This window comes from Microbulbifer maximicatervae (SeqCode) (assembly GCF_052467065.1).
In genome coordinates, this window is record NZ_CP174299.1 from 3,386,173 (window position 1) to 3,412,088 (window position 25,916).

28 protein-coding genes and 1 pseudogene are annotated in these 25,916 nt (G+C 45.7%); 14 read left to right on the forward strand and 15 right to left on the reverse strand.

What is annotated here, in order from left to right:
- The first annotated feature begins 90 nt into the window (after window positions 1-90).
- From ACJJI1_RS14915 to ACJJI1_RS14950, 8 genes are all read left to right on the forward strand, one after another.
- Window positions 91-615 (forward strand): RNA polymerase sigma factor, encoded by a 525-nt coding sequence (locus tag ACJJI1_RS14915; RefSeq protein ID WP_444898061.1) that lies wholly within the window; start codon window positions 91-93, stop codon window positions 613-615.
- Window positions 612-998, forward strand: coding sequence for a hypothetical protein (locus ACJJI1_RS14920; RefSeq protein WP_444957150.1), 387 nt, complete (start codon window positions 612-614; stop codon window positions 996-998). Before ACJJI1_RS14915 ends, ACJJI1_RS14920 begins: the two co-directional genes overlap by 4 nt.
- Window positions 982-1,221, forward strand: coding sequence for a hypothetical protein (locus tag ACJJI1_RS14925; RefSeq protein ID WP_444957151.1), 240 nt, complete (start codon window positions 982-984; stop codon window positions 1,219-1,221). The genes ACJJI1_RS14920 and ACJJI1_RS14925 overlap by 17 nt, the downstream gene beginning before the upstream one ends.
- Window positions 1,214-1,915 carry a DUF3106 domain-containing protein gene (locus ACJJI1_RS14930; RefSeq protein WP_444957152.1) on the forward strand — a complete coding sequence of 234 codons (702 nt, stop codon included), beginning with the start codon at window positions 1,214-1,216 and terminating at the stop codon, window positions 1,913-1,915. The genes ACJJI1_RS14925 and ACJJI1_RS14930 overlap by 8 nt, the downstream gene beginning before the upstream one ends.
- Window positions 1,916-2,057: 142 nt before the next feature.
- A complete protein-coding gene (locus ACJJI1_RS14935; RefSeq protein ID WP_444894508.1) occupies window positions 2,058-2,621 on the forward strand; it encodes a glycine zipper 2TM domain-containing protein in 564 nt (187 codons plus the stop codon).
- A 65-nt stretch (window positions 2,622-2,686) separates the two neighbouring features.
- Complete coding sequence (locus ACJJI1_RS14940) at window positions 2,687-3,004, forward strand: PepSY domain-containing protein (RefSeq protein ID WP_282931896.1); 318 nt, start codon at window positions 2,687-2,689, stop codon at window positions 3,002-3,004.
- Between the two features lie 34 nt (window positions 3,005-3,038).
- Window positions 3,039-3,713: a response regulator transcription factor gene (locus ACJJI1_RS14945; RefSeq protein WP_282931897.1), complete on the forward strand. Its 675-nt coding sequence runs from the start codon at window positions 3,039-3,041 to the stop codon at window positions 3,711-3,713.
- Entirely contained in the window at window positions 3,710-5,077 is a 1,368-nt protein-coding gene (locus ACJJI1_RS14950) for an ATP-binding protein (RefSeq protein ID WP_444915974.1), read from the forward strand. Before ACJJI1_RS14945 ends, ACJJI1_RS14950 begins: the two co-directional genes overlap by 4 nt.
- A gap of 28 nt (window positions 5,078-5,105) precedes the next feature.
- On the opposite strand, the gene ACJJI1_RS14955 is transcribed toward ACJJI1_RS14950, so the two are convergent.
- The 5 genes from ACJJI1_RS14955 to ACJJI1_RS14975 all read right to left on the reverse strand — a co-directional run bounded on the left by ACJJI1_RS14955 (window position 5,106) and on the right by ACJJI1_RS14975 (window position 9,633).
- The gene (locus ACJJI1_RS14955) at window positions 5,106-6,908 is read right to left on the reverse strand and encodes an acyl-CoA dehydrogenase (RefSeq protein WP_444957153.1); all 1,803 of its coding nucleotides are present in this window, start codon (window positions 6,906-6,908) and stop codon (window positions 5,106-5,108) included.
- Window positions 6,909-7,078: 170 nt separating this feature from the next.
- Entirely contained in the window at window positions 7,079-8,152 is a 1,074-nt protein-coding gene (locus tag ACJJI1_RS14960) for an MJ1255/VC2487 family glycosyltransferase (protein ID WP_413664976.1), read from the reverse strand.
- Complete coding sequence (locus ACJJI1_RS14965; RefSeq protein WP_413664977.1) at window positions 8,149-8,655, reverse strand: phosphatase PAP2 family protein; 507 nt, start codon at window positions 8,653-8,655, stop codon at window positions 8,149-8,151. Before ACJJI1_RS14965 ends, ACJJI1_RS14960 begins: the two co-directional genes overlap by 4 nt.
- A gap of 385 nt (window positions 8,656-9,040) precedes the next feature.
- Window positions 9,041-9,262 (reverse strand): DUF1653 domain-containing protein, encoded by a 222-nt coding sequence (locus ACJJI1_RS14970; RefSeq protein WP_413664978.1) that lies wholly within the window; start codon window positions 9,260-9,262, stop codon window positions 9,041-9,043.
- Between the two features lie 8 nt (window positions 9,263-9,270).
- On the reverse strand, window positions 9,271-9,633 hold the full coding sequence (locus tag ACJJI1_RS14975) for a DUF3301 domain-containing protein (RefSeq protein ID WP_413664979.1): 363 nt from the start codon (window positions 9,631-9,633) through the stop codon (window positions 9,271-9,273).
- A 13-nt stretch (window positions 9,634-9,646) separates the two neighbouring features.
- On the opposite strand from ACJJI1_RS14975, the gene ACJJI1_RS14980 reads away from it, so the two are divergent.
- From ACJJI1_RS14980 to tmpT, 3 genes are all read left to right on the forward strand, one after another.
- Window positions 9,647-10,342 carry an SDR family oxidoreductase gene (locus ACJJI1_RS14980; RefSeq protein ID WP_444912524.1) on the forward strand — a complete coding sequence of 232 codons (696 nt, stop codon included), beginning with the start codon at window positions 9,647-9,649 and terminating at the stop codon, window positions 10,340-10,342.
- A gap of 360 nt (window positions 10,343-10,702) precedes the next feature.
- Window positions 10,703-11,212, forward strand: coding sequence for a DUF1097 family protein (locus tag ACJJI1_RS14985; RefSeq protein ID WP_444957154.1), 510 nt, complete (start codon window positions 10,703-10,705; stop codon window positions 11,210-11,212).
- 239 nt (window positions 11,213-11,451) lie between these two features.
- Window positions 11,452-12,090, forward strand: coding sequence for a thiopurine S-methyltransferase (gene tmpT, locus ACJJI1_RS14990; RefSeq protein ID WP_444957155.1), 639 nt, complete (start codon window positions 11,452-11,454; stop codon window positions 12,088-12,090).
- Window positions 12,091-12,109: 19 nt separating this feature from the next.
- On the opposite strand, the gene ACJJI1_RS14995 is transcribed toward tmpT, so the two are convergent.
- The 3 genes from ACJJI1_RS14995 to ACJJI1_RS15005 all read right to left on the reverse strand — a co-directional run bounded on the left by ACJJI1_RS14995 (window position 12,110) and on the right by ACJJI1_RS15005 (window position 14,118).
- On the reverse strand, window positions 12,110-12,442 hold the full coding sequence (locus tag ACJJI1_RS14995; protein ID WP_444957156.1) for a GIY-YIG nuclease family protein: 333 nt from the start codon (window positions 12,440-12,442) through the stop codon (window positions 12,110-12,112).
- Window positions 12,417-13,508 carry a PA0069 family radical SAM protein gene (locus ACJJI1_RS15000; protein ID WP_444957157.1) on the reverse strand — a complete coding sequence of 364 codons (1,092 nt, stop codon included), beginning with the start codon at window positions 13,506-13,508 and terminating at the stop codon, window positions 12,417-12,419. Before ACJJI1_RS15000 ends, ACJJI1_RS14995 begins: the two co-directional genes overlap by 26 nt.
- A 154-nt stretch (window positions 13,509-13,662) precedes the next feature.
- Window positions 13,663-14,118: a Cif family virulence factor gene (locus ACJJI1_RS15005; protein ID WP_444957158.1), complete on the reverse strand. Its 456-nt coding sequence runs from the start codon at window positions 14,116-14,118 to the stop codon at window positions 13,663-13,665.
- Between the two features lie 318 nt (window positions 14,119-14,436).
- Here ACJJI1_RS15005 and ACJJI1_RS15010 point away from each other — a divergent pair, with 318 nt between their 5' ends.
- The 3 genes from ACJJI1_RS15010 (at window position 14,437) to ACJJI1_RS15020 (ending at window position 18,465) form a co-directional block, all read left to right on the forward strand.
- Window positions 14,437-15,720: a condensation domain-containing protein gene (locus ACJJI1_RS15010; protein WP_444957159.1), complete on the forward strand. Its 1,284-nt coding sequence runs from the start codon at window positions 14,437-14,439 to the stop codon at window positions 15,718-15,720.
- A gap of 475 nt (window positions 15,721-16,195) precedes the next feature.
- Window positions 16,196-17,170 carry a hypothetical protein gene (locus ACJJI1_RS15015; protein WP_444957160.1) on the forward strand — a complete coding sequence of 325 codons (975 nt, stop codon included), beginning with the start codon at window positions 16,196-16,198 and terminating at the stop codon, window positions 17,168-17,170.
- 50 nt (window positions 17,171-17,220) lie between these two features.
- A complete protein-coding gene (locus ACJJI1_RS15020) occupies window positions 17,221-18,465 on the forward strand; it encodes a cation:proton antiporter (RefSeq protein ID WP_444957161.1) in 1,245 nt (414 codons plus the stop codon).
- 14 nt (window positions 18,466-18,479) lie between these two features.
- Here ACJJI1_RS15020 and ACJJI1_RS15025 read toward each other — a convergent pair whose 3' ends face one another.
- From ACJJI1_RS15025 to ACJJI1_RS15055, 7 genes and pseudogenes are all read right to left on the reverse strand, one after another.
- On the reverse strand, window positions 18,480-19,109 hold the full coding sequence (locus ACJJI1_RS15025; RefSeq protein ID WP_444957162.1) for a LysE family translocator: 630 nt from the start codon (window positions 19,107-19,109) through the stop codon (window positions 18,480-18,482).
- Between the two features lie 91 nt (window positions 19,110-19,200).
- Window positions 19,201-20,058, reverse strand: a complete 858-nt coding sequence (locus ACJJI1_RS15030; RefSeq protein WP_444957163.1) for an AraC family ligand binding domain-containing protein — start codon at window positions 20,056-20,058, stop codon at window positions 19,201-19,203.
- A 390-nt stretch (window positions 20,059-20,448) separates the two neighbouring features.
- Window positions 20,449-21,587, reverse strand: a protein-coding gene (locus ACJJI1_RS15035; protein WP_444957164.1) for an IS3 family transposase whose coding sequence is annotated in 2 segments (ribosomal slippage) — window positions 20,449-21,335 and window positions 21,335-21,587 — 1,140 coding nt in all. Because the reading frame shifts where the segments join, the coding sequence is not laid out codon by codon here.
- Between the two features lie 647 nt (window positions 21,588-22,234).
- Window positions 22,235-22,546: a hypothetical protein gene (locus ACJJI1_RS15040; RefSeq protein ID WP_444957165.1), complete on the reverse strand. Its 312-nt coding sequence runs from the start codon at window positions 22,544-22,546 to the stop codon at window positions 22,235-22,237.
- A 94-nt stretch (window positions 22,547-22,640) separates the two neighbouring features.
- Entirely contained in the window at window positions 22,641-23,240 is a 600-nt protein-coding gene (locus tag ACJJI1_RS15045; RefSeq protein ID WP_444957166.1) for a thiamine biosynthesis protein ThiC, read from the reverse strand.
- A 528-nt stretch (window positions 23,241-23,768) separates the two neighbouring features.
- Entirely contained in the window at window positions 23,769-24,080 is a 312-nt protein-coding gene (locus ACJJI1_RS15050; RefSeq protein ID WP_444957167.1) for a hypothetical protein, read from the reverse strand.
- A gap of 106 nt (window positions 24,081-24,186) precedes the next feature.
- Window positions 24,187-25,723: pseudogene (locus ACJJI1_RS15055) on the reverse strand (transposase).
- Window positions 25,724-25,916 lie beyond the last annotated feature (193 nt).

A 25,916-nucleotide genomic window follows, 5' to 3' on the forward strand; every position in this document is an offset into this window, starting at 1 on the left:
ACAGTCAGAGAATTATCACTGAATTATTTAGAGGCTCCGCAATAGCCGTAGAAGGATTGCATCCTCGTCAAGGGACCTCAATCGGCTTTTATGGATCAGTTTCTCGCTTCAGTAGAAAAGCGGGCATTCACTATGGCGAAATATGCTGTAGGGGACCGTGATGATGCGCTGGATATCGTTCAGGACTCTATGCTTGCACTCGTCAAAAGCTATAGCTGCCGAGACAGTGCGGAGTGGCGCCCATTATTTTTTACCATTCTTAATAACCGCATAACCGATTGGCATCGTCGCAAGAAAAACCTGTCCCGTTGGCAGCTGTTGAAAGATAAACTTCCTATTAATAGCGAAGGCGATGAATGGGATCTGAGTGAATTTCCCGACCCCAACGGCCGCAGCCCGGATAGTGTCCTAATCGGTGAACGTACGATTGATGCCATTGACCGCGCCATTGAAAAGTTACCTCTGCGTCAACAGCAGGCTTTTTTGTTGCGCTGCGTTGAAGGCTTTAATGTCAGTGAGACAGCAGGGGCTATGGCTTGTAGCGAGGGAAGTGTGAAGACTCACCTCTCTCGAGCATTGCGCAGCCTGCGGGTTCATTTGGAGGCGATGGAATGAGTAATTTAGAAAACAATTCATCGACTAACGAGAAGCGTATACTCGGAGCGGCTAGTGCTGCGGTTATACGTAGAGAGAGATCGCTCGATACGGAAACCCTGGCTGAGTTGCGGCGAATCCGCTCCGCAGCGCAAGAGCAAAATAATAAAAAACGGTACTTTTCACTCAACACCTTGTATCCCTACCTTCCAGTTACAGCGGCTTCTGCTGCAGTGCTATTTCTTGCTCTATGGTGGCCCAGTTCTGTTATCAATAATGAAAGTCGTACAGAGCTGCTAGTGAGTGGTGATTGGCTGCTGGATGAAGATATGGATATCGAGATGATTGAGGATATGGAGTTTTATCAGTGGTTGGCGGAGGAGCTGGATGGGCACTCTTCGTAGTGTTTTATTCATCATATCTATGTGTGCGCTCGTATTTCCAGGTACTACCGAGGCGGAGGAAGCAGAGCCTCTGCCGGAGGAATTCCTGTTATTCCTGGAAGAGTGGGTCGATGAACAAGGTGATGTCGTTATCCCTGAAGATCCCGAGTTGGTTCAAGGTTCCGGGCAAACCCAAGAAGGCACCAAAAGCAAAGATATATGGCTGGGGGACAGTCATGATTAAAACCCTGGTCGCAACTTGTTTGATGGCAGCCTCACTGCTTTGGGCTGGTATGGCGTGGTCGGTGGAGTGGAAAAGCCTAAGTGATAGTGATCGCAAGCTGTTACAGGGCATGGAAGAGCGCTGGCCCAACATGTCTGATAGCCAGCAGGAGAGGTTGTTGCGGGGTGCGCGTCGATGGAACTCAATGAGCCTTGAGCAGCGTGACAATGCTCGGCAGCGCTATGAAAAATGGCAGTCTCTGCCCCAGGAACGCCGTAATCAGCTGCGGGAATCTTATCGACAGTACCGTGCCCTGCCGGAAGGCAGGCGTGAGAGTATCCGTGAGGCTCGTGAGAGATATCGGCAGATGTCCCCCGAACAGAGAGAGCAAGTGCGCGAGCGCTGGCGGGAAGCTAGGGGCGATAGGAGTGAACCGCAAAGGCCCAGAGGTGATAGGGCTCGGGGGGAGCGAGCGCAAGGGGATAGACTCAGGGAAGATGGGCCTAGGAGGGATAGGTCCGATGAGAATAGACCTAGGGGAAACCGGCACAGAGAAGACCGACCAAGGGGCGACCGGGCGAGAGGAGATAGGCCCAGAAGGGAGCACGAAAGGGGGAGAAGGCACCAGGATTCTCGGCCTAGGCGTGATCGAGAGGCCAGTGACCGACGAGAGGGTGATGAGGAGACTGATAGTTCATCTGGGGCTCCTGAATAGTGCCTGCCATTCAAATTCCAATCCTGAGAGGCTGGCTTATCGTTTTACCTCGCTGCTACGCTGGTACGACAGTGTAATTCAGCGTCTATTCAGATCATCTTAAGTAATCTGGCTCCCGTTGATGACTAGCGGGAGATATATCGTGCAACTATACAAACAGCTAATCGCGGGTGCGGCAGTTGCGGCACTGGTGGGTCTAAGTTCTACTGCCAGCGCGGGCCCCCGAGGCTATGCTGCGGGTGGCTATGATTATGCGCGAGTTACCGAGGTTACTCCCGTCTACACCGATGTTCAGGTTGTTACACCGACGACTCAGTGTCGCGATGAACAGGTTGCCTATCGAGAGCCGACTTCCCCGGCAGGTACTGTAGTGGGGGGACTTATAGGTGCTGCAATCGGTAATAACTTAGGCGATCACGGCCACCGTGGACGCTACGGTTATCATCGCAGTCACAATCGTGGCGGCGCCACAATCGCAGGGGCTTTGGTGGGCGCCCTGGTAGGTAACCAGATCAGCCGTGCCAATGCTCCAATCCACTATGCAACAGAGTCCCGTTGCCATGTTGTAGATGAATACTCTACAAGAAGGGAATTAGTCGGATACGATGTCCGCTATCGGTATAATGGGCAAGTTTACTTGACTCGCACTGACCATCATCCGGGCGATAGAATCCGGGTCCATGTCGATGTCTCACCGGCTCTTTGAGCCCGGTTGAGGGCGGCAGGGAGTTTATAAAGGGTGGAAAATTGGATATCCACAGGAGCCGCACCGTGAAACTGAATCGTACCTTACTTGGCTTTATTGCTTTTACCGCTGTGTTTTTGCCGGCGCTCTGCAGTGCCACGGTACACAGCTACCCCGCTTATGAGCGGGAGAGTTTCCAGCCCCACTTTCTTCGTGTTCAAGGGGGAGAAATCTCAAGGGATCGGGCTGCTTCAATCGTAAAACAACGCTTTGGTGGAAAAATTCTCGCCATTTCTGAGACCAAGAAACAGGGGCGAGCCGTGTATCGGGTGAAAGGACTGTCGGCCAAAAGTCAGGTTTATGTGGTGTTTGTCGATAAACAGAGCGGCCGTATATCCCGATAGCAGAATAATTGCGAGCTGCAATAAGGTAATTACTATGCGCGCACTATTAGTTGAAGATGAAGCATTACTGCGGCAGCAGCTGGCAGAGTCCCTGCGTACGGCCGGGTACACTGTTGACGAAGCCCCCGATGGAGAAGAGGCACTTTATCTGGGGAGGGAATATCCCTACGACGTTGCAGTAATGGACCTGGGTTTACCCAAAATTGATGGTATTCAGGTTATTGAAACACTGCGCCGTGAAGAGAAGCATTTTCCTATCCTGATTTTAACGGCTCGGGGACACTGGCAGGAAAGGGTCTCCGGCCTGGAAGCTGGCGGGGACGATTACCTGGTAAAACCCTTCCATACTGAAGAACTGCTCGCACGGTTGAACGCCCTGGTGCGCCGTTCCGCAGGTTTCTCATCGCCGACGATTAAAGCCGGACCTATCGTTCTGGATACCAGTGCGCAACGGGTTAGTGTGGATGAAGTTGAATTGGACCTGACTTCGTTTGAGTACAAAGTACTTGAATACCTGATGCTACATCCGGATGAGGTAGTGTCAAAAACCACCCTGACAGAACATATCTATGAACAGGACTGTGACCGGGACAGTAATGTGATAGAGGTGTTTATTGGACGCCTGCGGAAAAAAATTGATGCGGCAGCCAAGCTTAAGCCTATCGAGACTTTGCGCGGGCGCGGCTATCGCTTTGTGATTCCGCAGTGAGATCCATCAATTTCCCCCTGCTTTCCTATATTCTGGGTTCCTTAAAGGGGCGTCTGGCCCTGGTTACCAGTCTTGTGCTGGTCGGCTTTATTCTTCTTATCTCTGGAGTCCTCGAGCACGCCTATCGCACCTCCCTGAATGAAGCCAAGCAGCGGGAGCTGCAGGTCTACATTTACACCCTGCTGGCGGTTGCTGAGCCGGAAGGTAAAACCCTGATTCTGCCCCCGAGTTTGCCCGAGCAACGCTTCAACCAGCCTGATTCCGGCTTGGTGGGAGCTGTTATTGACCGGGAGGGTGAGATTATCTGGCGTTCGGAGTCAGCCCTGGCAATGCCGCAGCTGGAGTTCTATCCGCTTTCCCAGGGGCAGGAGTCCTATTCGCAGGTATCGGTTCCGGGAGAAGAGGGAAGTTATAGCAGTTTCCGCCAAGGGGTTGCCTGGGGGCTGGAAGATGAAAATTTGTTTACCTTTGCAGTGCTCGAGGATGCGGCCCCGCTACAGGCTCAAGTGGGGCAGTTTCGCTCAACCATGTGGCACTGGTTGGGGTTGGGAGCATTGTTATTAATCCTTGCACAGTGGTTGGTTCTGCGCTGGGGGTTTGCCCCGCTGACAGCCCTGGCTAATGCGCTTCAGGAAATGCAGCGTGGGGGTGCTGATCGATTGGAGGGTAATTTTCCGCGGGAGCTGCGCCCACTGACAGATAACTTAAATCTGTTGATTGAAAATGAGCGCCGCCAGAGAGAAAAAACCCGGCACACATTAGCTGACCTGGCCCACAGCCTGAAGACGCCATTAGCGGTATTGAAAGGTCTCAAATTTTCTGGAGATTCAACAACCGCCGGCAAGACGCTAACGGATCAGGTGCAGCGGATGGACAGTATTATCAGTTATCAACTGCAGCGGGCAGTAACCAGTTCGCCGAAATCCATTATACGGGGGACACCGGTCGCGCCACTGCTCCATAAAATACTGGATGCGCTTGAAAAGGTGTATCGCAGTAAGCCGTGTGATGTCGAAAGTTCCTGTGCTGAAAACACCCTGTTTTATGGTGACGAAGGTGACCTGATGGAAGTCCTGGGTAACTTGCTGGATAACGCTTATAAATATGGTGACGGGAAATTATCGGTTGCCGTTGAGAATATGGAAGATACTCGCAAACTGTCTATTCGGGTTAAAGACAATGGCCCAGGGCTGGACAGTGAGAAATGGCAAGCGGTTACCCAGCGGGGCGTTCGTGCCGATGAACAGCAACCTGGGCAGGGTATTGGACTTGCCGTGGTAGTGGATATTGTTGAGAGCTATGAAGGGCAAATAAATGCAGTCCCTCTTCCTCAGGGAGGTACGGAAATTACGGTGCAGCTGTAATTTCCGTTTTGCTCGACAAGTCGTTTAACTAGAACCAATTTTCCTGCATGTCGAAAGGAACGCTATTGCCTGATTTCAGCAGTGCGATAGCTGTCTCTGTTTTTGGTAGCTCCCATTCAAAATAGTATTTCGCAGTGTGTAATTTACCCTGGTAAAAATCCTGAGCTTCACTGTTAGGATTCTTTTCCAGTGCTTTTTCTGCGATAACTGCCTGCTGTAGCCACAACCAGGCGACTACGGTACAGCCAAATAAATCCAGGTATAGGGTGGCATTACCCAGGCCGCGATCCACATCTTCCTGAAGCTGGGAGAATAATGCAAAACTTGTCTCATCCAACTTTTCCAGGGCTTCTTCCAGCATTTTGGCCATAGATTCGAGCTTAGGTTTATCCCTGGCCTGCATAATCGTATTGCGGATCTCTGCCTGTAACAGTTGGTAGCCAGCAAGATTTTTTGACGGTACTTTCCGGGCCAGTAAATCCAGGGCATGGATGCCTTCTGTACCTTCGTGAATTGCGTTAAGGCGATTGTCTCGATACAACTGCTCTACCGGGTATTCACGAATATAACCCGCTCCCCCCAAAACCTGAATCGCCAACTCATTAGCTTTTAGGCAGTACTTGGAAGGCCAGGATTTTACTACGGGAGTTAGCAGATCGAGCAGTGTTGCAGCATTGTTGCGCTGTTCTTCTGTAGGGGCTGTATGCTCATCCTCGTAAAGTGAGGTGGCATAAACACTCAAGCTTAAGCCACCTTCAGCATAGGCTTTTTGCATCAGTAGCATACGGCGAACATCGGCATGCTGGACGATAGGGACCTGTTTGGATTCAGGATCTCGGTTAGAGGGCATACGCCCCTGCGGGCGGCCCTTGGCGTACTCAAGAGAGTAAGTGTACCCCTGGTATCCAAGTACAGAAGCGCCAGCTCCCACACTGATACGGGCTTCATTCATCATTTGGAACATATACTTCAGGCCCTGGTGGGGCTCACCGATCAGGTAGCCTATAGCGCCACCGTCTTCACCAAAACTCAATACCGTTGATGTGGTATTGCGGTAGCCCATTTTATGTAGCAGGCCTGCGAGTTTTACATCATTGCGTTTTGCCAGTTTCCCTTGCTCGTCCAGAAGGAATTTGGGAACCAGAAAAAGTGATATTCCCTTCACGCCTGCGGGTGCGCCTTTAATTTTTGCCAGAACCAGGTGAACGATATTCTCAGTGAGGTTTTGATCGCCACCAGAAATATACATTTTCTGCCCATGAATGCGGTAGCTGCCGTCTTCTTCTGGTACGGCGCTAGTGCGAATGTCTGACAGCGCGGAGCCCTGATCCGGTTCAGTTAGTGCCATAGTCCCGGCAAAACGCCCGTCCAACATTTGTGGAAGGAATTTCTTTTTAAGCGACTCACTGGCGAAAGTGCGCACCAGATTGGCCGCGCCAATGGTCAAGAACGGGTAGCTAGCACTGGCAACGTTTGCTGCAGCCATATAAGCGAGAGCTGTGCGCAGAATAACTTCTGGCAATTGCAGCCCACCTTCCTCAGCATCACAGTGAGCGGCAAGAAATCCTGCAGAGGCAAAAGCATCCCAGGACTGTTTGGTTTCTTCGATAACGCTGACGTTTTCACCATCAAAGCTCGGTTCAATCGCATCGCCTTTGGCGTTGTGATTAGCGAAAAATTTTTCTGCAATGGTGTGTGCAGTATTCAGTGTTGCATCAAAAATTTCACGGGAATGATCACTGTACCGAGGGCGATTGATTAGGGCCTCGGTATCTAAAAATTCATAAAGCAAAAAATCGATTTCACGCTCGTTGAGCAGCTGATGGGCCATGTTTACCTCTTACATTATTCTTTTTGGGTAATCCGTTTAATTTCCAGATAGTTTTCCATTGAATATTTTTATGCTGGAACACTACGATTCAAGTGTATATGTAAACGTGGAGAGGGTGCACTGGGCAATGACTGATTCTATGAATAGACTTGGCGATTATTAGAGTGCTTTTACTCGGATATTCTTTGAAATACTGGTGCTGCGTCTGCAACGGGCTTTGGTACCACCTTGCGCCACAGTTGGGAGGATAGTTCAGCTGGGCTTTGTCGGCACCCGGAAGCAATCCAGTTGCCCAGTGATTGAGCCACATCAGGCCAAACTATCCGAAGTGGAGGGGGGCAGTTGGTTAGCCACTTGTCGATCGTACAGGCATTTATCTGTTTTACGATTGTGGCCAGTTTGAGCTGATCGAGTGCTTTGGCATTGGCTTCCTGCTCAAATTGATTGGCGAGAGGCCTACTGAGAATGGGTTTTCCCAGAGCCAGGGTTTCAGCCAATAATTCAAATCCGCTATTACAGATTACTGCTTTAGAGGTTGCCAGATCCTTCTGAAAGCCATTAATTGAGGGGGCCTTAACCTGAATATTACTAGAAGTAGGTAAATTGTGGGGTATACCGTAGACGATAAACCGATAGGGCAGCCTGGAAAGTTCGTCCAGCATCGGAATAGGCTGTTCGAAAGGCAAGTAAACTAGAATATGTTCACCCAATTCTTGGGAGAGTCCAGGTTTCTGAGGGACGATTGGTGGTAGTATTGGGTTGCCGAAGTGGTGCCAATGCAAACCGATACTCTCTTGTGTTGGGGCAAATGATCTTAGTACTGTGCGGGATGCCCACTTATTGCGAGGTGCAGGGATCGGGAATTCAAAGGCGTATTGATGGCCGATACCGATGCTGCGTTTTTTCTTAAATTTCGCTGCCCAGGCCGTAACAGGTTCATAGTCACTGATAATTAAATCAAAATTATTAACCGGCAGTGTTCTTATATCCTTGATGAATCTTACTGCATTGATGTTTCGTAGTGTTGCGAAACTATTCAAGCGGCCGTGACTGTGGATAAAAGTCATTCCCTCCCGCCACCAATAGTCTCCAAAAGAAGACATCTCAAATAAGCTTTCTCTTGGACGGCCTGAAAATAACCACTGGACCTCGAGATTTGGATACTTTTCGAATTGCTTAGCCAGCGCACGGGAGCGACTGATGTGCCCATTACCCGTGGATTGAACGCCGTAAAGTATCTTCATAAAAAGGCAGCACTCACAATTAAACTGACACTGGTCCCCAAAATAGCGCCGGCACAAATATCAGACGGGAAATGAACTCCCAGGCCAACCCTGGCGGCTCCGACACCGGTGGCCCAGATATAACCGAAGCTCCACATAGGGCTCACCTGTATAGACATCGCGGTTATAAATAGGAAGGCGCATGAGGTGTGGCCCGACGGTAAGCTGAAACGATCGTGCGCCACAATTACGGGACGCATGCCCGGGATTGCTTGGGGCGGGCGAAGTCGTCGTGTCGTGTTTTTTATCCCCCAGTACAATCCGCGCTCCAAGGCAACTGCGGTACATGCCAAGTACAGCAGTTGAATGGCTGAATTGAGCCATACATAGGTGAATAAAAGTGCCCCGGCTGCCCACCCATCCCCAGATTTAGATAGCCACAGATAGCGCCGGCGAGAGCTGGGGCGTGATGCCCGCTCAACCATATACAGCACTATGGACACATCAAAACTCTTTAGATTCATCGGTAAGCCTCGCATGCCGACAAGTTACAAATCGATTATTGCACGGACTTGACCGATTTATGTCGCAATAATGAAATCTTGACCAGGCGGGAAGAATAGAATGAAAGAGCTTATTTCAAAGGCTGAAAGATCCAACGAATAGTTGGCGCAAAATTATTCCAAATCAAAATTATAAGTAATTCGATTAATAAACGCTGGGGGTTTTCGGGGTCAGTTGTAAGCTGATAGTACACCTGAGTACCAGCAAGTTAGACAAAAGATTGAGTTGGATTGGGTGCAGATATAACTGAAGAAAGTTGCTTATCTTATTGGAAAAAATAATAGGCAGATAAAGTGACTTTGGAGGAAGCATGGCCCCTCCAAAATTAATTATATTTCAGTCAGGTCAGGCAGCTATGTCAAATGCCTGGACTAATTCAAAGCGTGGAGATTTAACGCCGTTTTTAGAAACTGTTTCATTAAATGTTCTTTGGGGTCTCACCCAGACGCCATAGCTTCCATAAAGGGCTCGGTACACAACCATAACCTCTTCGGATTCGCTATGTTTTGCGGTATGTAAAACCTCGTACAGATTTCCTTTGTAGTGACGATATAGGCCGCGTTGCATGGGTACCTCTAACTTACGTGGTGGGGGGCAAGCTGTAACTGTTGGATGCGATTCCCGTGAAGTACAGCGGTGCCTGAATAGCGATGTTCGCCTGTAGAAGTAAACTCAAACTTGTAACTGCGGTGAAGGCTGAAAAACCCCCTCTTATCCTTTTTAATTCGAGTACGAACCAAAAGCACGGTGTCGTCTAACAGTTGGACACCGAGCTGTCGGCAGTGATCAGAAGCGGCTCGCCGGACGTGCTCTTTAGCGGCCATACTGGCCCAGATATACCAAAGAACCACAAAGAACAGGGAAAGCCACAGTATGTCGCTGAGAGTGTAATACATTGCTATACAGTTGCTATGATCGCTTTCCCGCAAGAATACCATTTAAGGAGCACCAATGTCCGGCACGATTTTAATTACTGGCTGCAATCGGGGAATTGGGCTTGAGTTGTGTTCCCAGTTTGCCGAAATTGGCTGGAAGGTCCTGGCTTGTTGCCGGGAACCGAAGAAAGCCGCTGAGCTCGCGGTGTTGCAAGAACGCTACCCCTCGATACAGTTGATTCGCCTAGATGTGACCGACTACGAACAGATGATCTCTCTAGGTAAGGCCTTTCAAGGAGAGCCGATAGACATATTGCTCAACAATGCAGGTTACTACGGGCCGAAGGGCGTGGGATTTGGCGCTGTTGACCGCGCAGAGTGGCGTCGAGTTTTAGAGTCCAACACTATCGCCCCCTATATGATGGCAGAAACTTTTTGTGACAATGTTGCGGCCAGCGAGCACAAGCTAATCGCGGTGATGAGCAGCAAGGTTGGGAGTATCGCTGATAATCGCTCTGGCGGGGGATATATCTACCGAACTTCAAAGACAGCCGTAAACCAAGTCGTCAAAAGCTTATCTATCGATTTAGAGCCGAGAGGAATCACGGTTCTCGCTTTGCATCCGGGGTGGGTAAAAACGGCTATGGGCGGCCCCGGAGCACTGATTTCTGCTGAGGAAAGTGTCGGCGGACTAAAAAAGCTGCTTTTATCAGTAACGCCAGCAAAAACGGGTCGATTTTATAACTATGACGGGACAGAAATTCCCTGGTAACGCTTGTAATGGGCTGTGACAAAACTCCTCTGAGAATCTAATAGAATGCAGCTCCCACACTCTGCCGGCCTGAATACGAGGTCGCTTGAGTAGCCTTGATCAGTCGAATTTATGCATTTCAACTTTTTTGCATTTGGCCGGCGGGTGAGTCTGTTTTGTCTGCTTCGTGCTACTGCCTGCTGATTGCAAGATTGGGCAAGAATACGGAAGAAGTTTTCTATCCCCCAGAGTGGGAACTACCTGAAAATAGCTTCATATCAAGGAATGGTTCTGATAGATCCTTTCAGAGTGTTGGCGGGTTTTACGTTTTAGGCAAGGAATCTTACCTCTTATCAGGGTGTCCTCGAAGGAGTGGAAATCATGAAGTGGCCCAGTGTTTTAACCAAGCGTAAAAGCTTGTCCCCCCAGTTACTGAAGTCACCAATCCTTGCAATTCTCATTGTTGCGGCACTCGTCGGTTATCTGGGCGGAATGCCAATATGGGTAGCGGTGTTGGGTGTTATTGCCTATTACTCCAGGGGGCGTGATTGGCGGGCAGGTGCCTACAATCTCGCATGTGTGGTGACCGGGCTGGGGTTGGGGTTGGGCGCTCAAACAGCGGCACATAAATGGCAAATTGACCCAAGTATCCTGGTTAGGCCGATTGCACTTCTCTTCTCGATTATCAGTGTATGGGCAATGGGAATGGTGACCGGTATTAGGAATGTCACCAGCTATGCCATTGGTATCATTATTGCGTTTCTTGCGCAGTTGGACATTACCCTGGATGCCTATTTTCAACTGATTGCAACTGTATCCATCGGTGCAGCATTTGCCGGCCTAATTGATATTTTATGGCCGCGTCAGCAACGAGCAGTAAGGACTTGTTGAAAGATTAATCTGAGTGCTTGAGGGAAAGGGTTGTAAGGGGTTCAGTAAGATTGAGTAGAGGTGTAGTTCAATGTTAAAACGTATATTGCTATCTACAGCAATGGTATTTGTTACGGCTTTGGCGTTTACTGAACCCTATGAGTCTGAAAGTAGTATCGAAATGGAATACTACAGAACACTTCTTCATTGATGTAATTCGTTTCTTATCTATTTTTTACCTTGGATTGTAGGAGCCAGTTGTGAAGGAAGAATTTTGGCACGATAAGTGGAAAAGAAATGATATTGGCTTTCACGAGGCGGCCGGCAATTCGTTGTTGACAGAATTCTTTTCCAGTCTCTCTCTGTCTTCGGGTGATCGGATTTTCTTGCCGCTATGTGGCAAAACGAAAGATATTGCTTGGTTATTAGAACAGAATATCTCAGTCGTTGGCTGTGAACTCAATGAGGAGGCCGTGAAGCAGCTCTTCAGTGAAATGGCAGTAATTCCACAGGTAAACCAGGTTGGTAATCTAAAGTGCTACTCTGGTGCCAACATCGATATTTTTGTTGGCAATATATTCGATTTGGGTAGAGAGGAGTTGGGGCCGGTTGTAGCGATTTATGATCGGGCTGCACTGGTAGCCCTCCCCACAGATATTCGTGAGCAATATGTCAGACACTTAATGGCTATTACCCAAGCCGCACCTCAACTTCTCGTATCCTTCGAGTATGAACAAACTCAGATGCCTGGCCCACCTTTTTCTGTTGGAAGCCGTTTGATTTATGAATATTACGATGCCGATTATAGCCTACAAGTATTAGCGACAAGAGACGTTGTTGGTGGGCTTAAAGGCAAGGTTCCCGCAAGAGAAGAGGCATGGTTGTTAACACCAAAGTGATAATGGCTTTCTCAACAAGTTAAATTTCTGGCAGGGAATGAGAGCCAAGTATTAGTTTTTCCTTTTTTGATTTTGGCCACTTCTTAATGGCTATTTCCATTTTCAAGGCGGTTGATTTATCGGGTAGCCCCACAGAGAACACGAGCGTAAGGGGCCCCTTACCTCGTAGTGCTTTTGCCGCCTTTGGGCCATCACTACAGTGCTCAGCAAAACGCCTCTCCAAATCATTGGTTATACCGGTATAGAGTGTTCCTCTGGCCGTTCGAACAAGATAGAGAAACCAATTCACGCCCAGCTCTTCCTTCTTTTTTATATGGCCCATAGATTCAAGAAAATAAATCCTGCTGCTCATTAGTGCGAGGCGGCGGCTTGAACTGGGAGCAATCCAAGGTAAGGCGCCGATGATCCAAGCCCAGCTTTTTTATTGCCACTTGAAAGCGTCTTTGGAGTAGTTGAGCAAATATGCCTGTGCCAGTTCGCCTTTGGGAAAATTCACTTTGATAGTCCTTACCTGCACGGCTTTGCTGCACCAGGCTCATGACATGCTTTGCTCTTTCTGGGTAGTGTACCTCTAACCATTCCCGAAATAGAGGGGCAACTTCATAGGGGAGGCGCAATAGGATATATGCGGCTCTTACAGCCCCTGATTCCCGTGCAGCCGAAAGAATCGATTCCAGTTCACAGTCATTGAGAGCGGGGATCATAGGCGCGGCGAGTACTGCGGTAGGAATACCCGCTGTACTAAGCTGTTCAATTGTTCGCAGACGAGCAGCAGGGCCAGCAGTCCTTGGCTCAAGCTTGCGCTTAAGGGCATTATCTAGTGTGGTCACACTAATGGCGACTTGGGCCAAGTTATCTTGTGCCATTTCTGCTAGCAGTGGGAGGTCTCGCAAGATTAGCTGGCTTTTGGTGACAATGGTTACCGGCTGGCGAAACTCCTGCATAAGCTCCAACAAACTACGGGTTATCTCTTTCTCTCGTTCCAGAGGTTGATAGGGATCGGTATTGGCTCCCAGAGCGATGGGACTGCACTGGTAGCTCTTCTTTCGTAGCGCTTTCTCTAAAAGCTCAGCAGCATTTGGCTTGTAGAAAATCTTGGTCTCGAAATCGAGCCCTGGTGATAAATCCATATAGGCATGGGCTGGGCGGGCATAACAATAGATGCAACCATGCTCACACCCCCTGTAGGGGTTTATCGATTGGGAGAAAGGAATATCTGGTGATTGATTGGTTGAGATAATAGTTTTCGCCTTTTCCTCAATCGATGAGGTTATTAGTCTCACCGGCTGATCAGGCTCCATTTGCCAGCCATCAGTTTCACGGGAGCTGGATAGTTCAGCAAAGCGCCCAGGGAGGTTAGAGGCGGTTCCTCGGCCCTTGCATGGGGATGGCGCTTTAGTGGAAGGATGATCTGACATTTTTTTAGCGGAAACTGTATTAATGTACAGTTTACGCTTTAATTTTGAAGAATTGCAAGCCTTTGCGGATTCACTTGGAGAGGATAATAAGACTGGATTTGGTTTCCCTAAGAGGCAATGCCTCTTAGGGTCTAATTGTGCTCGTAAATACTGCTTAGGCAGTGACTGCGGGGTTATATTTCGATTCCATTGTCAGTCCGGATCTTTCGTCATCCCAAATCATATGCACTACCTTCCAGGATTCGCCATCGTTCAAAAGTTGGATACTATTTATCCCTCTTTTTAGGAATTGGGTTTTCTCCTTATCGCTCCAGGCTTCATAAACACTGAAGACGTGAGCAATATTTCCAAATTGCTCGATAATGTTGTGTATTTCAGCTTCATAGAAAGGGCGATCTGCAATTAGATTTTCAAAATTTTCTGGATATTCTTGGACGCTGAGGATCGTAGACTGGGGCTTGCCATTGCTATCCACAAATGTGCGTATCATTTTTGCATCAGGGGAAAATAATGATGCCTGTCTTTCCCAGTCGCGTTGAAAACCTGAAGGGCCAGAGATTCCACTATATAATTCATCGATAACTTGTTGTATTTCCATATTATTTGTCATATTTCTATCCTTGTCTAATTTCAATTGAGAGCTTTGATTATCTAGCTGGCGACTCTGAGTTAATATTTAATTATATTTTGTATATTGAAAATACCAATGGCGACTTGTTTGAATACTTAGCGCTGTCATTAGTGAGTAGATTCAAAGCTGTCATTATGATATCAACTGAAAGTAAGCTTATCTACAAAGCCGCTAGGTGTGCATAGCTACGAGATCGTGTGTCACTTCACTTTTTATGTCGTAATTGTTTGATTTATATGTAGTTTTATTATTTTCTATAATTGGTATGAATGCCTATTAGGTACGGTAGTTTCAACCATGAAATCGGAGATGCCCTCTCGGGAGATGGGACGCCAAGAAGCTCTTTTTGTAGAGCTGTCTAGGCAGTCAAAAGGGGGCTTGCAACTTATTTCTTTTATTCGAGTTTGTGAGCCTCTAGCAATTGATACGCTACGTTCTGGCCTTAAAATACTACACCAGTATCATCCCCTCTTGCGAGCCCGCGTCGAGAAAGATAATAAATATCGGTGGGTTTGTGATGTGGATTTTTCCGAAATCCCTATAGATGTGTACCGGCTAGATGAGGAGATGGATTTTGAGAGAGAATACTCAAACCAAGCCAAAAAATATATAGATAGTGATAGATATGCATATTGTCTAAGTATATTTTGCAATCATGAAGGTTTAGTGCAGTGGGTTATTGTCAATAATATTCATGCGATTATGGATGGTCGTTCTATTATGACTCTGTTTTTGCAGTTGGATCAGTTAGTACAAAAAAATAAACTCTTTAGAGACAATGAAACGCTACCTCTTGGGGAAAGCATCGCTAAAAATTTAGAAGTCGCTGGATATGTAGGTGAAAAGCATATATTTCATGATGCGGATGATCAAAAATTAAACTGGCCTGTTGAGAAGGTTGCACCGGCAAGTAAACGGCAGGCTGGTGCAATAGCGAGACTATTGTGTCCTGAAGATCTCCATCAGCTAGCAAAAATAGGCAAAGACCGAGGAGTAAAGTTAACTGCAATTCTTTGTGCAATTGCTTCAATTGCTTCAGTGGTCCTACCAACCTATAAAAAGGGAGAGGAGATTATTTTAGCTTTAGATGGAAGAGGCTTATGTACTCCCCCGATCCCATTAGAGCATATTGGTTCGTTTTCGCAAACTACTCAGTTGTCTATTCCTGAAGATCCTACATCGGTTGATATCATAGATTTTGCTGAAAATTTACAGTCCCAAATATATACGGTACTAACTAAGCAACGTCCGATGGCAAAAAAAATAGTGTCTGAATACACTATTACTGAAGTGGAGAATATGGCGAGAGAGACAATCTTAGGCTCTGAATCCTTCTTTGCTGGTGTTTGCGTATCTAATGTAGGAAGTTTAAGTAAACTAGGTGGAAGGATGAAATTTTTTGATATTGAAAAAGGAATGGTGACCCAAACTAATGGGCTAAACCCATTGACGGTCATTTCGTATACAACCAATAAGAATTCGGTTTTTGTGTTTGGTTACTGCGAACCACTTATGAGTCGAAACAGTGTTCTTCTGTATATAAAGCAGTATATGGATATTATTGGTGGTCTAATTCATTAATTTTTATACAGAGTTTCTAGAATGCTTTCTTATTTTTATGTGAGGGTTTCAAAAGAAGATTGAATTATTCTTGTGTTGTTTAAGCTATCAATTTAAATACATAGATTGCTAGTCGCATTTGCTATTCCTTACCCGGTTGCGGTGAGTTTCTCCATAGTGGTGATGACGGTTTGGTGTAAAGGAATTCTTGTAGAGGTTATTTAAAATTGCTTTTCATACGAAGGTTAGTTGAATTCTATTTAAGTGAGGGATAATAAGATATCTATCCATTAGCAATGTATTTTTAATCTTTTATCTGTATAGACGAAGGAATCAATCGATTGTTAACTACATTGTGATTGTGCTGGCTGTCTTAGTGATACGCTCTCTGTATCAATAGCCAATATCAACAAACAGTTTTTAACTATTTTCCTATACTGAGGAGAGTGCTTCTTGTATCACAGGTGATCTACCCATTAGCAAATGTGAGGCCTGCATGGAAAATGAGCCACTCTCACGTGAGTTGGGGCCCCAAGAAGCTCTATTTATTGAATTGACTAATAAGTCTCGCGGTAGAACTCAGCTAATATCGTTTGTTCGTCTCCGCGATTCTGTTACTTTCGAGCAATTTTGCAGAGGTTTTACCTTTATCCATAGAAGACACCCAATGCTTCGGGCGAGGGCCAAGAAGGGCACCAAGCCTTCTTGCATTTGTGATGTTGAATTTGAAAAAGCACCTCTAATCAAAAAGCATTTAAATAAACCATTAGAATATGAGATTGAATACCTTTGGCAGCAAAATCGATTTGTTGACAAAGAAAATTGCGCCTATGAGATTACCTTGCATGTTAACGTGAATGATGAAGTTGAGTGGGTCATCATTGTTAGTAATCATGCTGTATTGAATGGCCAGTCAAAATTGGTACTTTTTTTCGATTTAGACAGGTTCCAGGAGAGGGAGGGGGGCTATATTGGCCAAGAACCTAAACTACTAAGAAAAAGTACGGGTGAGTATTTTCATTTGTCTGGATTCAAGGATGTCGATTTACTTAATGTGCGGAAATCCAATAGCTGTAGTAAATGGAAAGTAGAGCAAGCGGTACCCATTATAGGAAGAAAAGGATACTCAACACTTAAATTGATTTCCCCTGAAGCTGTTGCCGTTTTTGCTGCGCAATGTATACCTACATTCCCTGAAATCACTGTATTTCCTGTTGGTATTTGTGTTTCTAATACCTGTAATATGCAGCGGCTAGCCGGAGAGTTTCGATACTTCGAAATTGAATCAGGCATTGTCGTACAAGTCCACGTTGCCCACCCGCTGATAGTTATTACGTATACCACCTGCAGAAATACGATTTTTGTATTTGGATTCTGTGAGCCCCTAACTAGCCATGAGAGTGCACATTTGTATGTGGAGTCATACTTAAAACTTGTAAAGTCTTTACTTGTAGATGAGCGTGTTCAGTGAGAGTGTGTCTGTATTTGAAGTGCGAATGCACTGGCAATGGGAGTGGATAGGTGAATGATATAGTCACTGTTGTAGGGCAGGGGTTATATCTCGCTGCCGCTGCAGTTATTGGACTGGGCATTGCAAGGATCTTACGTATAGATAATACACTTGGCTGCCTTGTCGCAGGAGTGCTGGCGGCTTTGTTACTTCCCATAATTGACTATGATACAGGTTTGCGTGCAACCAGTATCAGAGAGCTGGTATTCTTTGTTATTTTACCGGTATTAATTTTTGAGTCCGCCTGGCAGTTGGAGCCCAAAGTCTTAAAGCGCTGGATTGGCCCCGTATTGTTATTCTCTACACTCGGTTTGGTTATTTGTGCAGTTCTTATTGCAGCAATTACTTATTACGGCATTGGTCATCCGGAGGGTTTTCCTTGGGTGGCGGCCATGTTGACCGGGGCTATTTTAGCGGCTACAGACCCGGTTTCTGTAGTTAATAAGTTGCGTCAGGAAAAAACAGGAGAAGATCTCTTAACCTTGGTGGATGGAGAGAGCCTCTTCAATGATGCTGCAGCTGTAGTGCTCTATTCGTTAGTATTAGGGCTAGCTACCTATGGTATTGTGGAAAGCTCGTCGATGGGGGTTGCAGCCCCTTCGTTGGACGCCACTTCAGTGACACTATATTTTTGCATGGTATTTTTTGGTGGCGTTGCAATTGGGCTTGTTTTTGGCTTGATAACCACTCTTGTCATATTGTTTTTGCGATCTCCCAGTGCGGCTTTAATGACTTTAGTGATCGCTGCATTTGGTAGTTTCTATTTGGCGGAAAGTATCTTTCATGTATCAGGTATCATTTCGGTAATGATATGTGCAATTGTTGCTCGAGCGTGCTTAAGCAAGCAAAATAACACCTATTTGATTAATGCGGGTCCAACCTGGGAGTGGATGGGGTTGTTTTTTACCGGCATTATTTTTGTGATTATGGGATTGGTGATAACTTTTGAGATGTTTACCCACCAATGGCTGGCAATGCTTATTGCTACAGCGGCTGCTTTAGGAGCTAGAGCATTATCAGTATTCTTAGTGGCACCTCTGACACGCTTTGTCGGCCCCCCTATACCGAAATCCTGGCGACTGTTAATGAGCTGGGGCGGGCTGCGAGGGGTTATTGCGGTCGCTCTCGTGCTTTCTCTTCCAGTTGAATTGCCCTATTGGTGGACAATTCAATCTATGGTATTTGGCGTGGTCCTTTTCTCCTTGTTGGTGCAGGGGACTACCAGTGGCCGCTTGATTCATAAATTAAACCTTTGAACTAAGGTTCCAAGTCATACAGCATTTAGGCTAATAGCAGTGGGGTTATCAGCAATTAACCACACAGCGACAAGAAGCAGACTGAGTGCAAAAAGCTTGTTTTGCAGATTTCTATTTTTATCGCTGATAAGTGCTTTCGATAAGGTCCGACCAAAAGCGATCCATGAGAAATGTGTCACAAAGTTGAGTATGGTGATCATAATAATCAAGGTGATAACACTGCTTTCATTGCTCTCCTCTTGCTTTGGTGCGAACACAGAGAACATAGTAATTACTATCATCCAAGCTTTAATATTCATACTTTGAAGCAGCATTCCCTGCCAAATGCTTACCGATTTGGTAGCAGTTTTTCCAGGCTCTTTATTAGGCTTTATAAAAACGTAAGCAAGGTAAATTAAGTAGATGGCACCAGTCCACTGTAAGATGGTCATTACCATAGGGTAGTGAATTAGCCAGCTCATAAATCCGAAGCCAACTAATAAAGCCTTCATTAGAAATACAATGTCTATGCCCGCCAGTAAAGGTAAGGAACGACGAATACCCAAGCTGGCTCCGGCTGCAGCAAAGGTGATATTGGCAGGTCCTGGGCTATAAATTAGTGGGAACATTACTGCCAACCAGGCTAATAGAAACTCTAAGCTCATATATATTACTCATGTCATAGAAGAGATATCGCTATGAGAAGTAGTTCACACTGTTTAACGGTACGCTTTGTTTTCCCAGAGATAGGTGAGCTTAAAGGGAGTAGAAGGAAGGTTCTTGTACGAAATTGCGCTGTGCAGACTTTAAGTAGCGAGCAGGTGTGATACCGAAAGCACGCTTGAAGTTTCGACTCAAATGGCTCTGATCAAAAAAACCGCAGTCGATAGCCACCTCAGCCACCTGGGCTCCGGTACGAAATAATGCTCGGGCCCTTTGGGTTTTTAGGAGGATTAGGAATTGATGTGGAGGAACGCCAAACTGCGCATTAAAACTACGAATTAGCTGATATCGACTCATGCCAGTTAATTGGCACAATTCATCCAGTGTCACATTTCTTTGCCAGTTTTCCTGTAAATAAGCACGGGCCTTCAAGACTCCCTGTTTGTTAGATGATGACTTCGGGTAGATCTTTTGGTCGCCGTGACGGGCAAAGAGCTGGCTAATTGCCAGGGTGAGTAGAGAGTCCGTTGAAAGGGATAAAGCGTTCATTTCAAGACTGCTATGTAGCTTGTAGAGAAGCTGAAAAAGCTCTGGATCATCCAATAGTGGTCCCTTCAAAAATGGCACGGGTGTTTGATTCAGCAGAGTGTGTTCCCTGAGGGTTTCCTCAATGAGCGCCGTGTCAAAGTAAAACATACGATAGTACCAACCGGAGTCACTCCCGGAAAAACCGGTATGAATCTCCCCTGGATTAAGCGCAGCAAGGGTTCCCTGAGGAATAGTTACTGTTTCACCGCGATAATCGAGCTTTTCTACGCCAGAAAGGAAGATTCCAATAGCGAGTTCATCATGCCAATGCTTGGCAAAGGAAAACTTATGGAAGTAGGCGTGAAAAAGCTCTATGCCGCAATGACTCGGACTTCGCCAAGCCTTAGAAAATTCGTTTCGCACTGATAACCCTCGTATGATAAATAACCATTACTTTACAGAAAGAAAGGGTGGTAAGGCAAAGTTACAGGTGGGTGTTTAACAATTGAATAGTGGAGAGGTTTGAAGTGGTACTTTTGATATCGAGTGCCTTTGATTGGTAAGCATCTACCTTACGAAATATAAATTGCCCATTCTTATTTCATAGCTCACTGGTTTTATCCTACCCGTGTACCAACCAGGATTTGAAACCATTGTTCCGTCCAAAGAAAACCAACCACCTTTACCCTCCTCAACGAAGGCATATTTCTTCCCATTTGAATAAACTCCTGATCTATATCTGATCAATCTATAGTACTCGGAGTCATCATATTTAACAGAAGCTGTTGTGGTCAACTCCAGCCGGACACTTCTTTAAGCACATTCCTCAAATTCGATAGGGGCTAGATCTCCCAGTGTTGTATGTATTCTGCGTGAGTTGTAATAAGCAATATAGGCTCTTACATCTGCTACCGCATCCTCCCTTGTCGGATAAAGGTTTCCCGTTACCCACTCCCGCTTCAGGCTGCTGAAGAAACGTTCAGTCGGTGCGTTGTCCCAACAATTTCCCTTACGGCTCATTGAACACACCATCCCATGCTGACTCAATAACGTTTGGTAGGTATGGCTGGCATACTGACTGCCACGATCAGAGTGATGCAGGAGACCTTTTGGGGGCGAACGCAAATTGACAGCCATTATCAACGCACGAGTTACCAGGGCCGTTTCCATCTTCCGATCTAGATGCCAACCAATAATCCGGCGCGAATAGAGATCAATCACTACCGCCAAGTACAACCAGCCCTGCGAAGTCCAAATATATGTAATATCAGTCGTCCAAACTTGATTTTTAGCACTCGGTGAGAACTCCCTATTCAGAAGGTTCTCTGCGACCGGCAGGTGATGTTTACTGTCTGTCGTCAGTGTAAATCGCTTCTTGCGCTTTACTGCCAAGCCTAGCTTTTTCATGAGCTTGCGGACTCGATAGCGCCCAACTTCAAAGCCTTCTTTACGTAACAGCTTCATTAACCGACGACTTCCCAGGCTCTGTCTAGATTCTGCAAATAGGGCCTTCAAACGATGGCATAGTTGCCATGTTTGAGCATCTATTGAGCTATTACCACGGCAACACCAATCGTAATAACCAGACTTACTTACCTGCATTACCCGGCAGAGCACCCTAACAGGAAAGCTGCCTTGCTGTTTTTCAATAAAGCTGTACTTTATTTCATTTCTTTCGCAAAGAAGGCGCTGGCCTTTATTAGGATTTCTTTCTCCATCCGCAACTGCTTATTTTCACGTCGTAATCGCTCTAATTCTGCGCGCTCGCCTACATCCAACCTCACACCGTCTTCTTCCTGCTTCAGTTCCTTTATCCAGCGTCGCAGGTTATTGGCTGTTGTTCCTACAGCCTCTGCTGCTTTAGAAATTGAATACCCTTGCTCAGAGACTAGCGCTACGGCGTCTTTCTTAAATTCCGGCTTGAAATGCCGACGTGTACCTTTTGTTGTCATACTTCACCTCGCTTGGTAGTTTTACCATCTTAGCGAAGTGTCCGGAAGGATTAGACCACTACAAGCTTCCAATACCACAGGATCACCAGTAGCAGAGGAAATATAAATAAAGACTGGCAATTCATCTCGCCCAAATAACTTTGGCTTATCTACCAATAAGTTATCTATTGGCACAACTCTAAATTGATTTTTCCTTGCGTAATCTATAGGTTTATTTGACCTGAATACAATTGACATATAGAAAACTATACCTGTTAGGAAAATAATTAAAGTGATTTTGGTTAGGATTTTTCTTCGAATTATATTCATATTGCTTAACGCCATGACTTTGGGTCCCGTGAAGAGGCAAGTTTTTAATTTAAGCCTTCGAAGCCCAAGAATGGAGATCCAACCCTCACAGTAGGTGGCGTTGACTAGTCTTGTAAAGTGCAACGATACTACTTAAGAATTTTCATTAGTAGCATGTCCCTCTTTTTTGTAGATGGGTCCTTAAGAAAACCTATGATGGGCTGGGAACGACTTTCTTATTTATTAACAACCGATCACTTTACCGAAATTTAACACTTTCGATAAGCGGTTTCTGGAAAGTAGGGTGAGTTGTTCTTTACCGGGGGAGCGTAGTCGAATGTATTGCTAAACGCCCTACGCTACCCCTTGCCATTTTTCTTTGCTAGGTACTCCTTAAAAGTCCAATACTGTACCCCCTGCATTTCTCTCTCCAGATCATCCATGTCATCGGGTCCAATCTCACTCGGAAATGGTTTTGAAAGCATCGAGCGTACTTGCGCTAGCCTATCACTTACCCTTGCACTCTGAAAATAATCAATAATTTCATCCTTCCACGCCTCTTCACCAAACTCGTGGTGTACTTTATTCATTTGATCCAGTGAGACCACGAATTCATTGATATCTCTAAGAACCGACAGGATCTCTTCTTTACTATATATTAGTTCATCCACTATGAAGGTCTCTTTCTATAACGTCTTAAATGGGCGGCCGAGTAATCTGTTGTGAAGTCAGGCCTGACTTAATTGTTAGATTGAATTTCGCATATTAGTCCTCTCGGGCAATAGTCAAAAGACAAATCGCCAAGAGTAAGGTTGCAAGAACACCCGATGCTCCAGCAACGGATGAGGGTAAATACGAATCACGTCCAAACGTAATCGAAATAGCATTAGCAAACATTGCAATAACGCCAACTGAGGCAGTCAAACCTCCCAGCACTTTGGAGCTCCCATTCATTTTGGTAACTCCAAAAATAAGAGCAGCAAAGCCCAGCAAAAATTTCGCCGCGTAATAGATCATAAATGAAAAAGCCACAACGGCCCCCGCTGCAGCTCCAAGCGCCTCTAATTGGCTAGCGACCTCCCGAAATGGCATAAACATAGTGGCGCCAATGCTAACTTGCACCACATTGAATACAGAGCTGAATGCAATAGCGGACCACCCTATATGGTGGTTTTTAGTCTGCACCATGGCCGCTCCAGCAAAAGCTGAAAGAATGGTAAATAGCAAGCCCTCCAACCCCCAGAAAAGTTGCCGTGAGGGGTTAATCTCTGCAACATACAGTATGGTAAAGAGTGCCTGTGTAAATACTAGCGCCAACAGCAGAAAAGCTATGATTTGGATATTTCGCGCACTGGTGAACTTCATAGTTAGATGCCTCGTATTTTCTATATATGGATCTTGCTTCTAAAGATAGGGGTTGGCCTTATTTATTTTATATCGAAATATTGGGATATGCGGATTGCTCGAACCTAACTATATATTATATCGGGTTATAGGAAAGCAAGCGTCCCCAACGAAAATTTTTAGATTATATGTGTCAAAGTCTACTTTTTAGGATCGGACCTCGCGATTGAGGTCGCATCATAGCTTAGCAAAATAGTTGTGAAAAAGAAGCGATTGTAAAAAAGAGCAATTTCTTCATTTTATTATCATATTGTTAAATGGGTATGTGAATGGTGTTAGCGTAACCATCTACGCCTAAAGATCTGCAAAAGAGAGCTCGAAGTGAAGCATGGCTCGTCGAGCCCGTATGTTTTTTGAGCGGTTATTCTGTTCCGGTTGCTGCCTGTTATATGTTTAGCCTTTCTGTCAGACTTTGATAATTGAAGCAACTAAAGCTATGAAAATAACAAGTAAGAAATAGGTGGTTGCACTCGCCTCATAAATTAATGTTTAATCTGGTATGGTTGGCTCATCATCCCAAGCAGCTGGGCCATCACGATTTACTGATACGAAAGGGCTGTATATAGATGCACTATGAGTCGGACGAAAAATGAGAAGGTCATTTACAATAGTTTCGACATAACGTCCATCAGGGGCAAACACCTTTTCCCCTTTAATTCTTTCGACAGCAGTACCTGATCGACCATAAATTTTGTCGCCGTATACTTGAAGCGGTTTTCCATTTCTGGGTATAGCTTCATTCTTCCCTCGTGTATTCACCCAACGAGGCTGTAGAAAAACAGTTTTAGAAAAAGCTGTCACTCCTCAGGCTCCTCTAATTAAAATTTCGGCCTAAATTTAGCTATACCGCCAAATTTCTTTCATTGTATTAAATTTAGGCGTCTTGACGCCCTTAATTCAGCCTCAATTAGTGAATACTGCCATATCTCATCAACTTTTCAATGTTATGTACCAAGCAAAACATCTGCCATTGTCCCTGAACCTTACTTTTTCCTCGTAGCGAGAAGCGATTTAATCGCTTGTTGGTACCAATGTTTCCAAACACAGGCTCGACAACAGACATTCGATGCCCATAAATGGTCTTGCCTTCGATACTATCAACCCGCTTTTTCATCCAGTCAGTGGCTGTTCGTCCGTTTGTCCAAGTTAGGGATACTTGCCTTCCATGTCCTTTTCGAGAGTCGGCAGAATCTGGGTTTCGCATGCACTGATTTTTAAGGCTGCATTTCCTGCAGTCAGTGAGGCGCCCTTCGAACAATAGTTTTTTCTTACCTTCACTGACATGCTCTTCTTTTAACAAGAGCATGAATTTTCCTGCTGGACAGATGCAGGTTTTCTTTTTCTTATTGAATGTAAATTCACTAGCAGGGATAGTCTGCTGGACATTAGCCCCACCTTTTTGTTTGCGCTTGCCATACTTGGCTTTTTGCTTAGCAAAGCTTTATCACGCGAACGGAATTTATTGTCAGGTATATAGGCATTGATGCCGTTCTCTCGCAGGTATCCGTAGTTAGCATCGTTGGAGAACCCAGTATCAGCAGTAATGATGACCTGTTTGGCCAAGATGTCTTCATCTATTCCTATATGCTGATAATGGCAACTAATGCCATCGAGAATAGGTTTAGTGTATGATGTTCCTGGCCCTCAACAACTATCTGATGCTTCCTATCAACTGCGGCAACACCGTTATAGCCCTGGATGGTTCCCTTGCTGGTAGTCATCTTAGCTGATTCATTGTCCGTGATATTACTTTTTACTTCTTTAGGATTTTTACCTTGCCCCATCCTGGGGGAGTGATTTTTTAAGAACTGATCAATTTTATCAAAGTGTTTCTGCAGCGTATTCGCCGCTTTAGCTACCGCTTGCTTTCGCTCTTTTTCTTTAGGTTTCCTGCCATCCAGCCTCTTGTGCTCTTTGAGACAATGTTTAATCTTCTTGCGGATTTTTTCCAGCTTCTGTTCTAGCTCTTTAAAAGTCCCCGAATGTTCTTTGCTGGCATTGGATGGCATCTTGCATCCATCTATTGCGAAAAGTTCGTTACCAAGCAGCCCCTGCTGATCGCAGACCAGTAACACCTGCTCAAACACCGACTCAATCGCATCAGGATAACTGCTTACGAAACTTGCAATACTAGTAAAATGCGGAACGGTATCGCATGACAGTGCTTTGAAGAGGATATTGTTCTCACATTGCCATTGAATTTCACGGCTTGAGGTAATGCCTTTTGAGTAAGCAAACAATATGATTTTCAGTAGGATAGCCGGATCATAAGCGGTTCGCCCGCCGCAATCATTTTGATATTTTTTATGGAAGACAGAGAGGTCGATATAGTCATCAATCAGATGATGAAGTGTAAACTCAAAGGTTTCAGGTTGTAGTTGTTCTTCAAAATTGATGACGACCATTGCATCTTGGTTGTAATCGTAACGTTTGAAGTTGGGCATATGGATAATCTCGACATCAAGACCTCCATTTTAACAAAAAAGCTACCTTTTAAGAGTTTTTCTACAGCCTGAACGCCTTGCGAAGGGGTGAGGTGCGCATCACTTTGTCCCGATTGCGTAGTTATTTAGGTTCTTACTCCGTAATTTTACTGACAAGAAAATTGGCCCGAATAGTTCTGCTTTTAGTACTGAT

Excerpts from the sequence above, each read along its gene's own strand:
- ACJJI1_RS14915 (WP_444898061.1), top strand. The coding sequence starts at position 91 with ATGGATCAGTTTCTCGCTTCAGTAGAAAAGCGGGCATTCACTATGGCG.
- ACJJI1_RS14920 (WP_444957150.1), top strand. The coding sequence starts at position 612 with ATGAGTAATTTAGAAAACAATTCATCGACTAACGAGAAGCGTATACTC.
- ACJJI1_RS14925 (WP_444957151.1), top strand. The coding sequence starts at position 982 with ATGGGCACTCTTCGTAGTGTTTTATTCATCATATCTATGTGTGCGCTC.
- ACJJI1_RS14930 (WP_444957152.1), top strand. The coding sequence starts at position 1,214 with ATGATTAAAACCCTGGTCGCAACTTGTTTGATGGCAGCCTCACTGCTT.
- ACJJI1_RS14945 (WP_282931897.1), top strand. The coding sequence starts at position 3,039 with ATGCGCGCACTATTAGTTGAAGATGAAGCATTACTGCGGCAGCAGCTG.
- ACJJI1_RS14955 (WP_444957153.1), bottom strand. The coding sequence starts at position 6,908 with ATGGCCCATCAGCTGCTCAACGAGCGTGAAATCGATTTTTTGCTTTAT.
- ACJJI1_RS14960 (WP_413664976.1), bottom strand. The coding sequence starts at position 8,152 with ATGAAGATACTTTACGGCGTTCAATCCACGGGTAATGGGCACATCAGT.
- ACJJI1_RS14965 (WP_413664977.1), bottom strand. The coding sequence starts at position 8,655 with ATGAATCTAAAGAGTTTTGATGTGTCCATAGTGCTGTATATGGTTGAG.
- ACJJI1_RS14970 (WP_413664978.1), bottom strand. The coding sequence starts at position 9,262 with ATGCAACGCGGCCTATATCGTCACTACAAAGGAAATCTGTACGAGGTT.
- ACJJI1_RS14975 (WP_413664979.1), bottom strand. The coding sequence starts at position 9,633 with ATGGTATTCTTGCGGGAAAGCGATCATAGCAACTGTATAGCAATGTAT.
- ACJJI1_RS14980 (WP_444912524.1), top strand. The coding sequence starts at position 9,647 with ATGTCCGGCACGATTTTAATTACTGGCTGCAATCGGGGAATTGGGCTT.
- ACJJI1_RS14985 (WP_444957154.1), top strand. The coding sequence starts at position 10,703 with ATGAAGTGGCCCAGTGTTTTAACCAAGCGTAAAAGCTTGTCCCCCCAG.
- ACJJI1_RS14995 (WP_444957156.1), bottom strand. The coding sequence starts at position 12,442 with ATGAGCAGCAGGATTTATTTTCTTGAATCTATGGGCCATATAAAAAAG.
- ACJJI1_RS15000 (WP_444957157.1), bottom strand. The coding sequence starts at position 13,508 with ATGTCAGATCATCCTTCCACTAAAGCGCCATCCCCATGCAAGGGCCGA.
- ACJJI1_RS15005 (WP_444957158.1), bottom strand. The coding sequence starts at position 14,118 with ATGACAAATAATATGGAAATACAACAAGTTATCGATGAATTATATAGT.
- ACJJI1_RS15010 (WP_444957159.1), top strand. The coding sequence starts at position 14,437 with ATGAAATCGGAGATGCCCTCTCGGGAGATGGGACGCCAAGAAGCTCTT.
- ACJJI1_RS15015 (WP_444957160.1), top strand. The coding sequence starts at position 16,196 with ATGGAAAATGAGCCACTCTCACGTGAGTTGGGGCCCCAAGAAGCTCTA.
- ACJJI1_RS15025 (WP_444957162.1), bottom strand. The coding sequence starts at position 19,109 with ATGAGCTTAGAGTTTCTATTAGCCTGGTTGGCAGTAATGTTCCCACTA.
- ACJJI1_RS15045 (WP_444957166.1), bottom strand. The coding sequence starts at position 23,240 with ATGAAGTTCACCAGTGCGCGAAATATCCAAATCATAGCTTTTCTGCTG.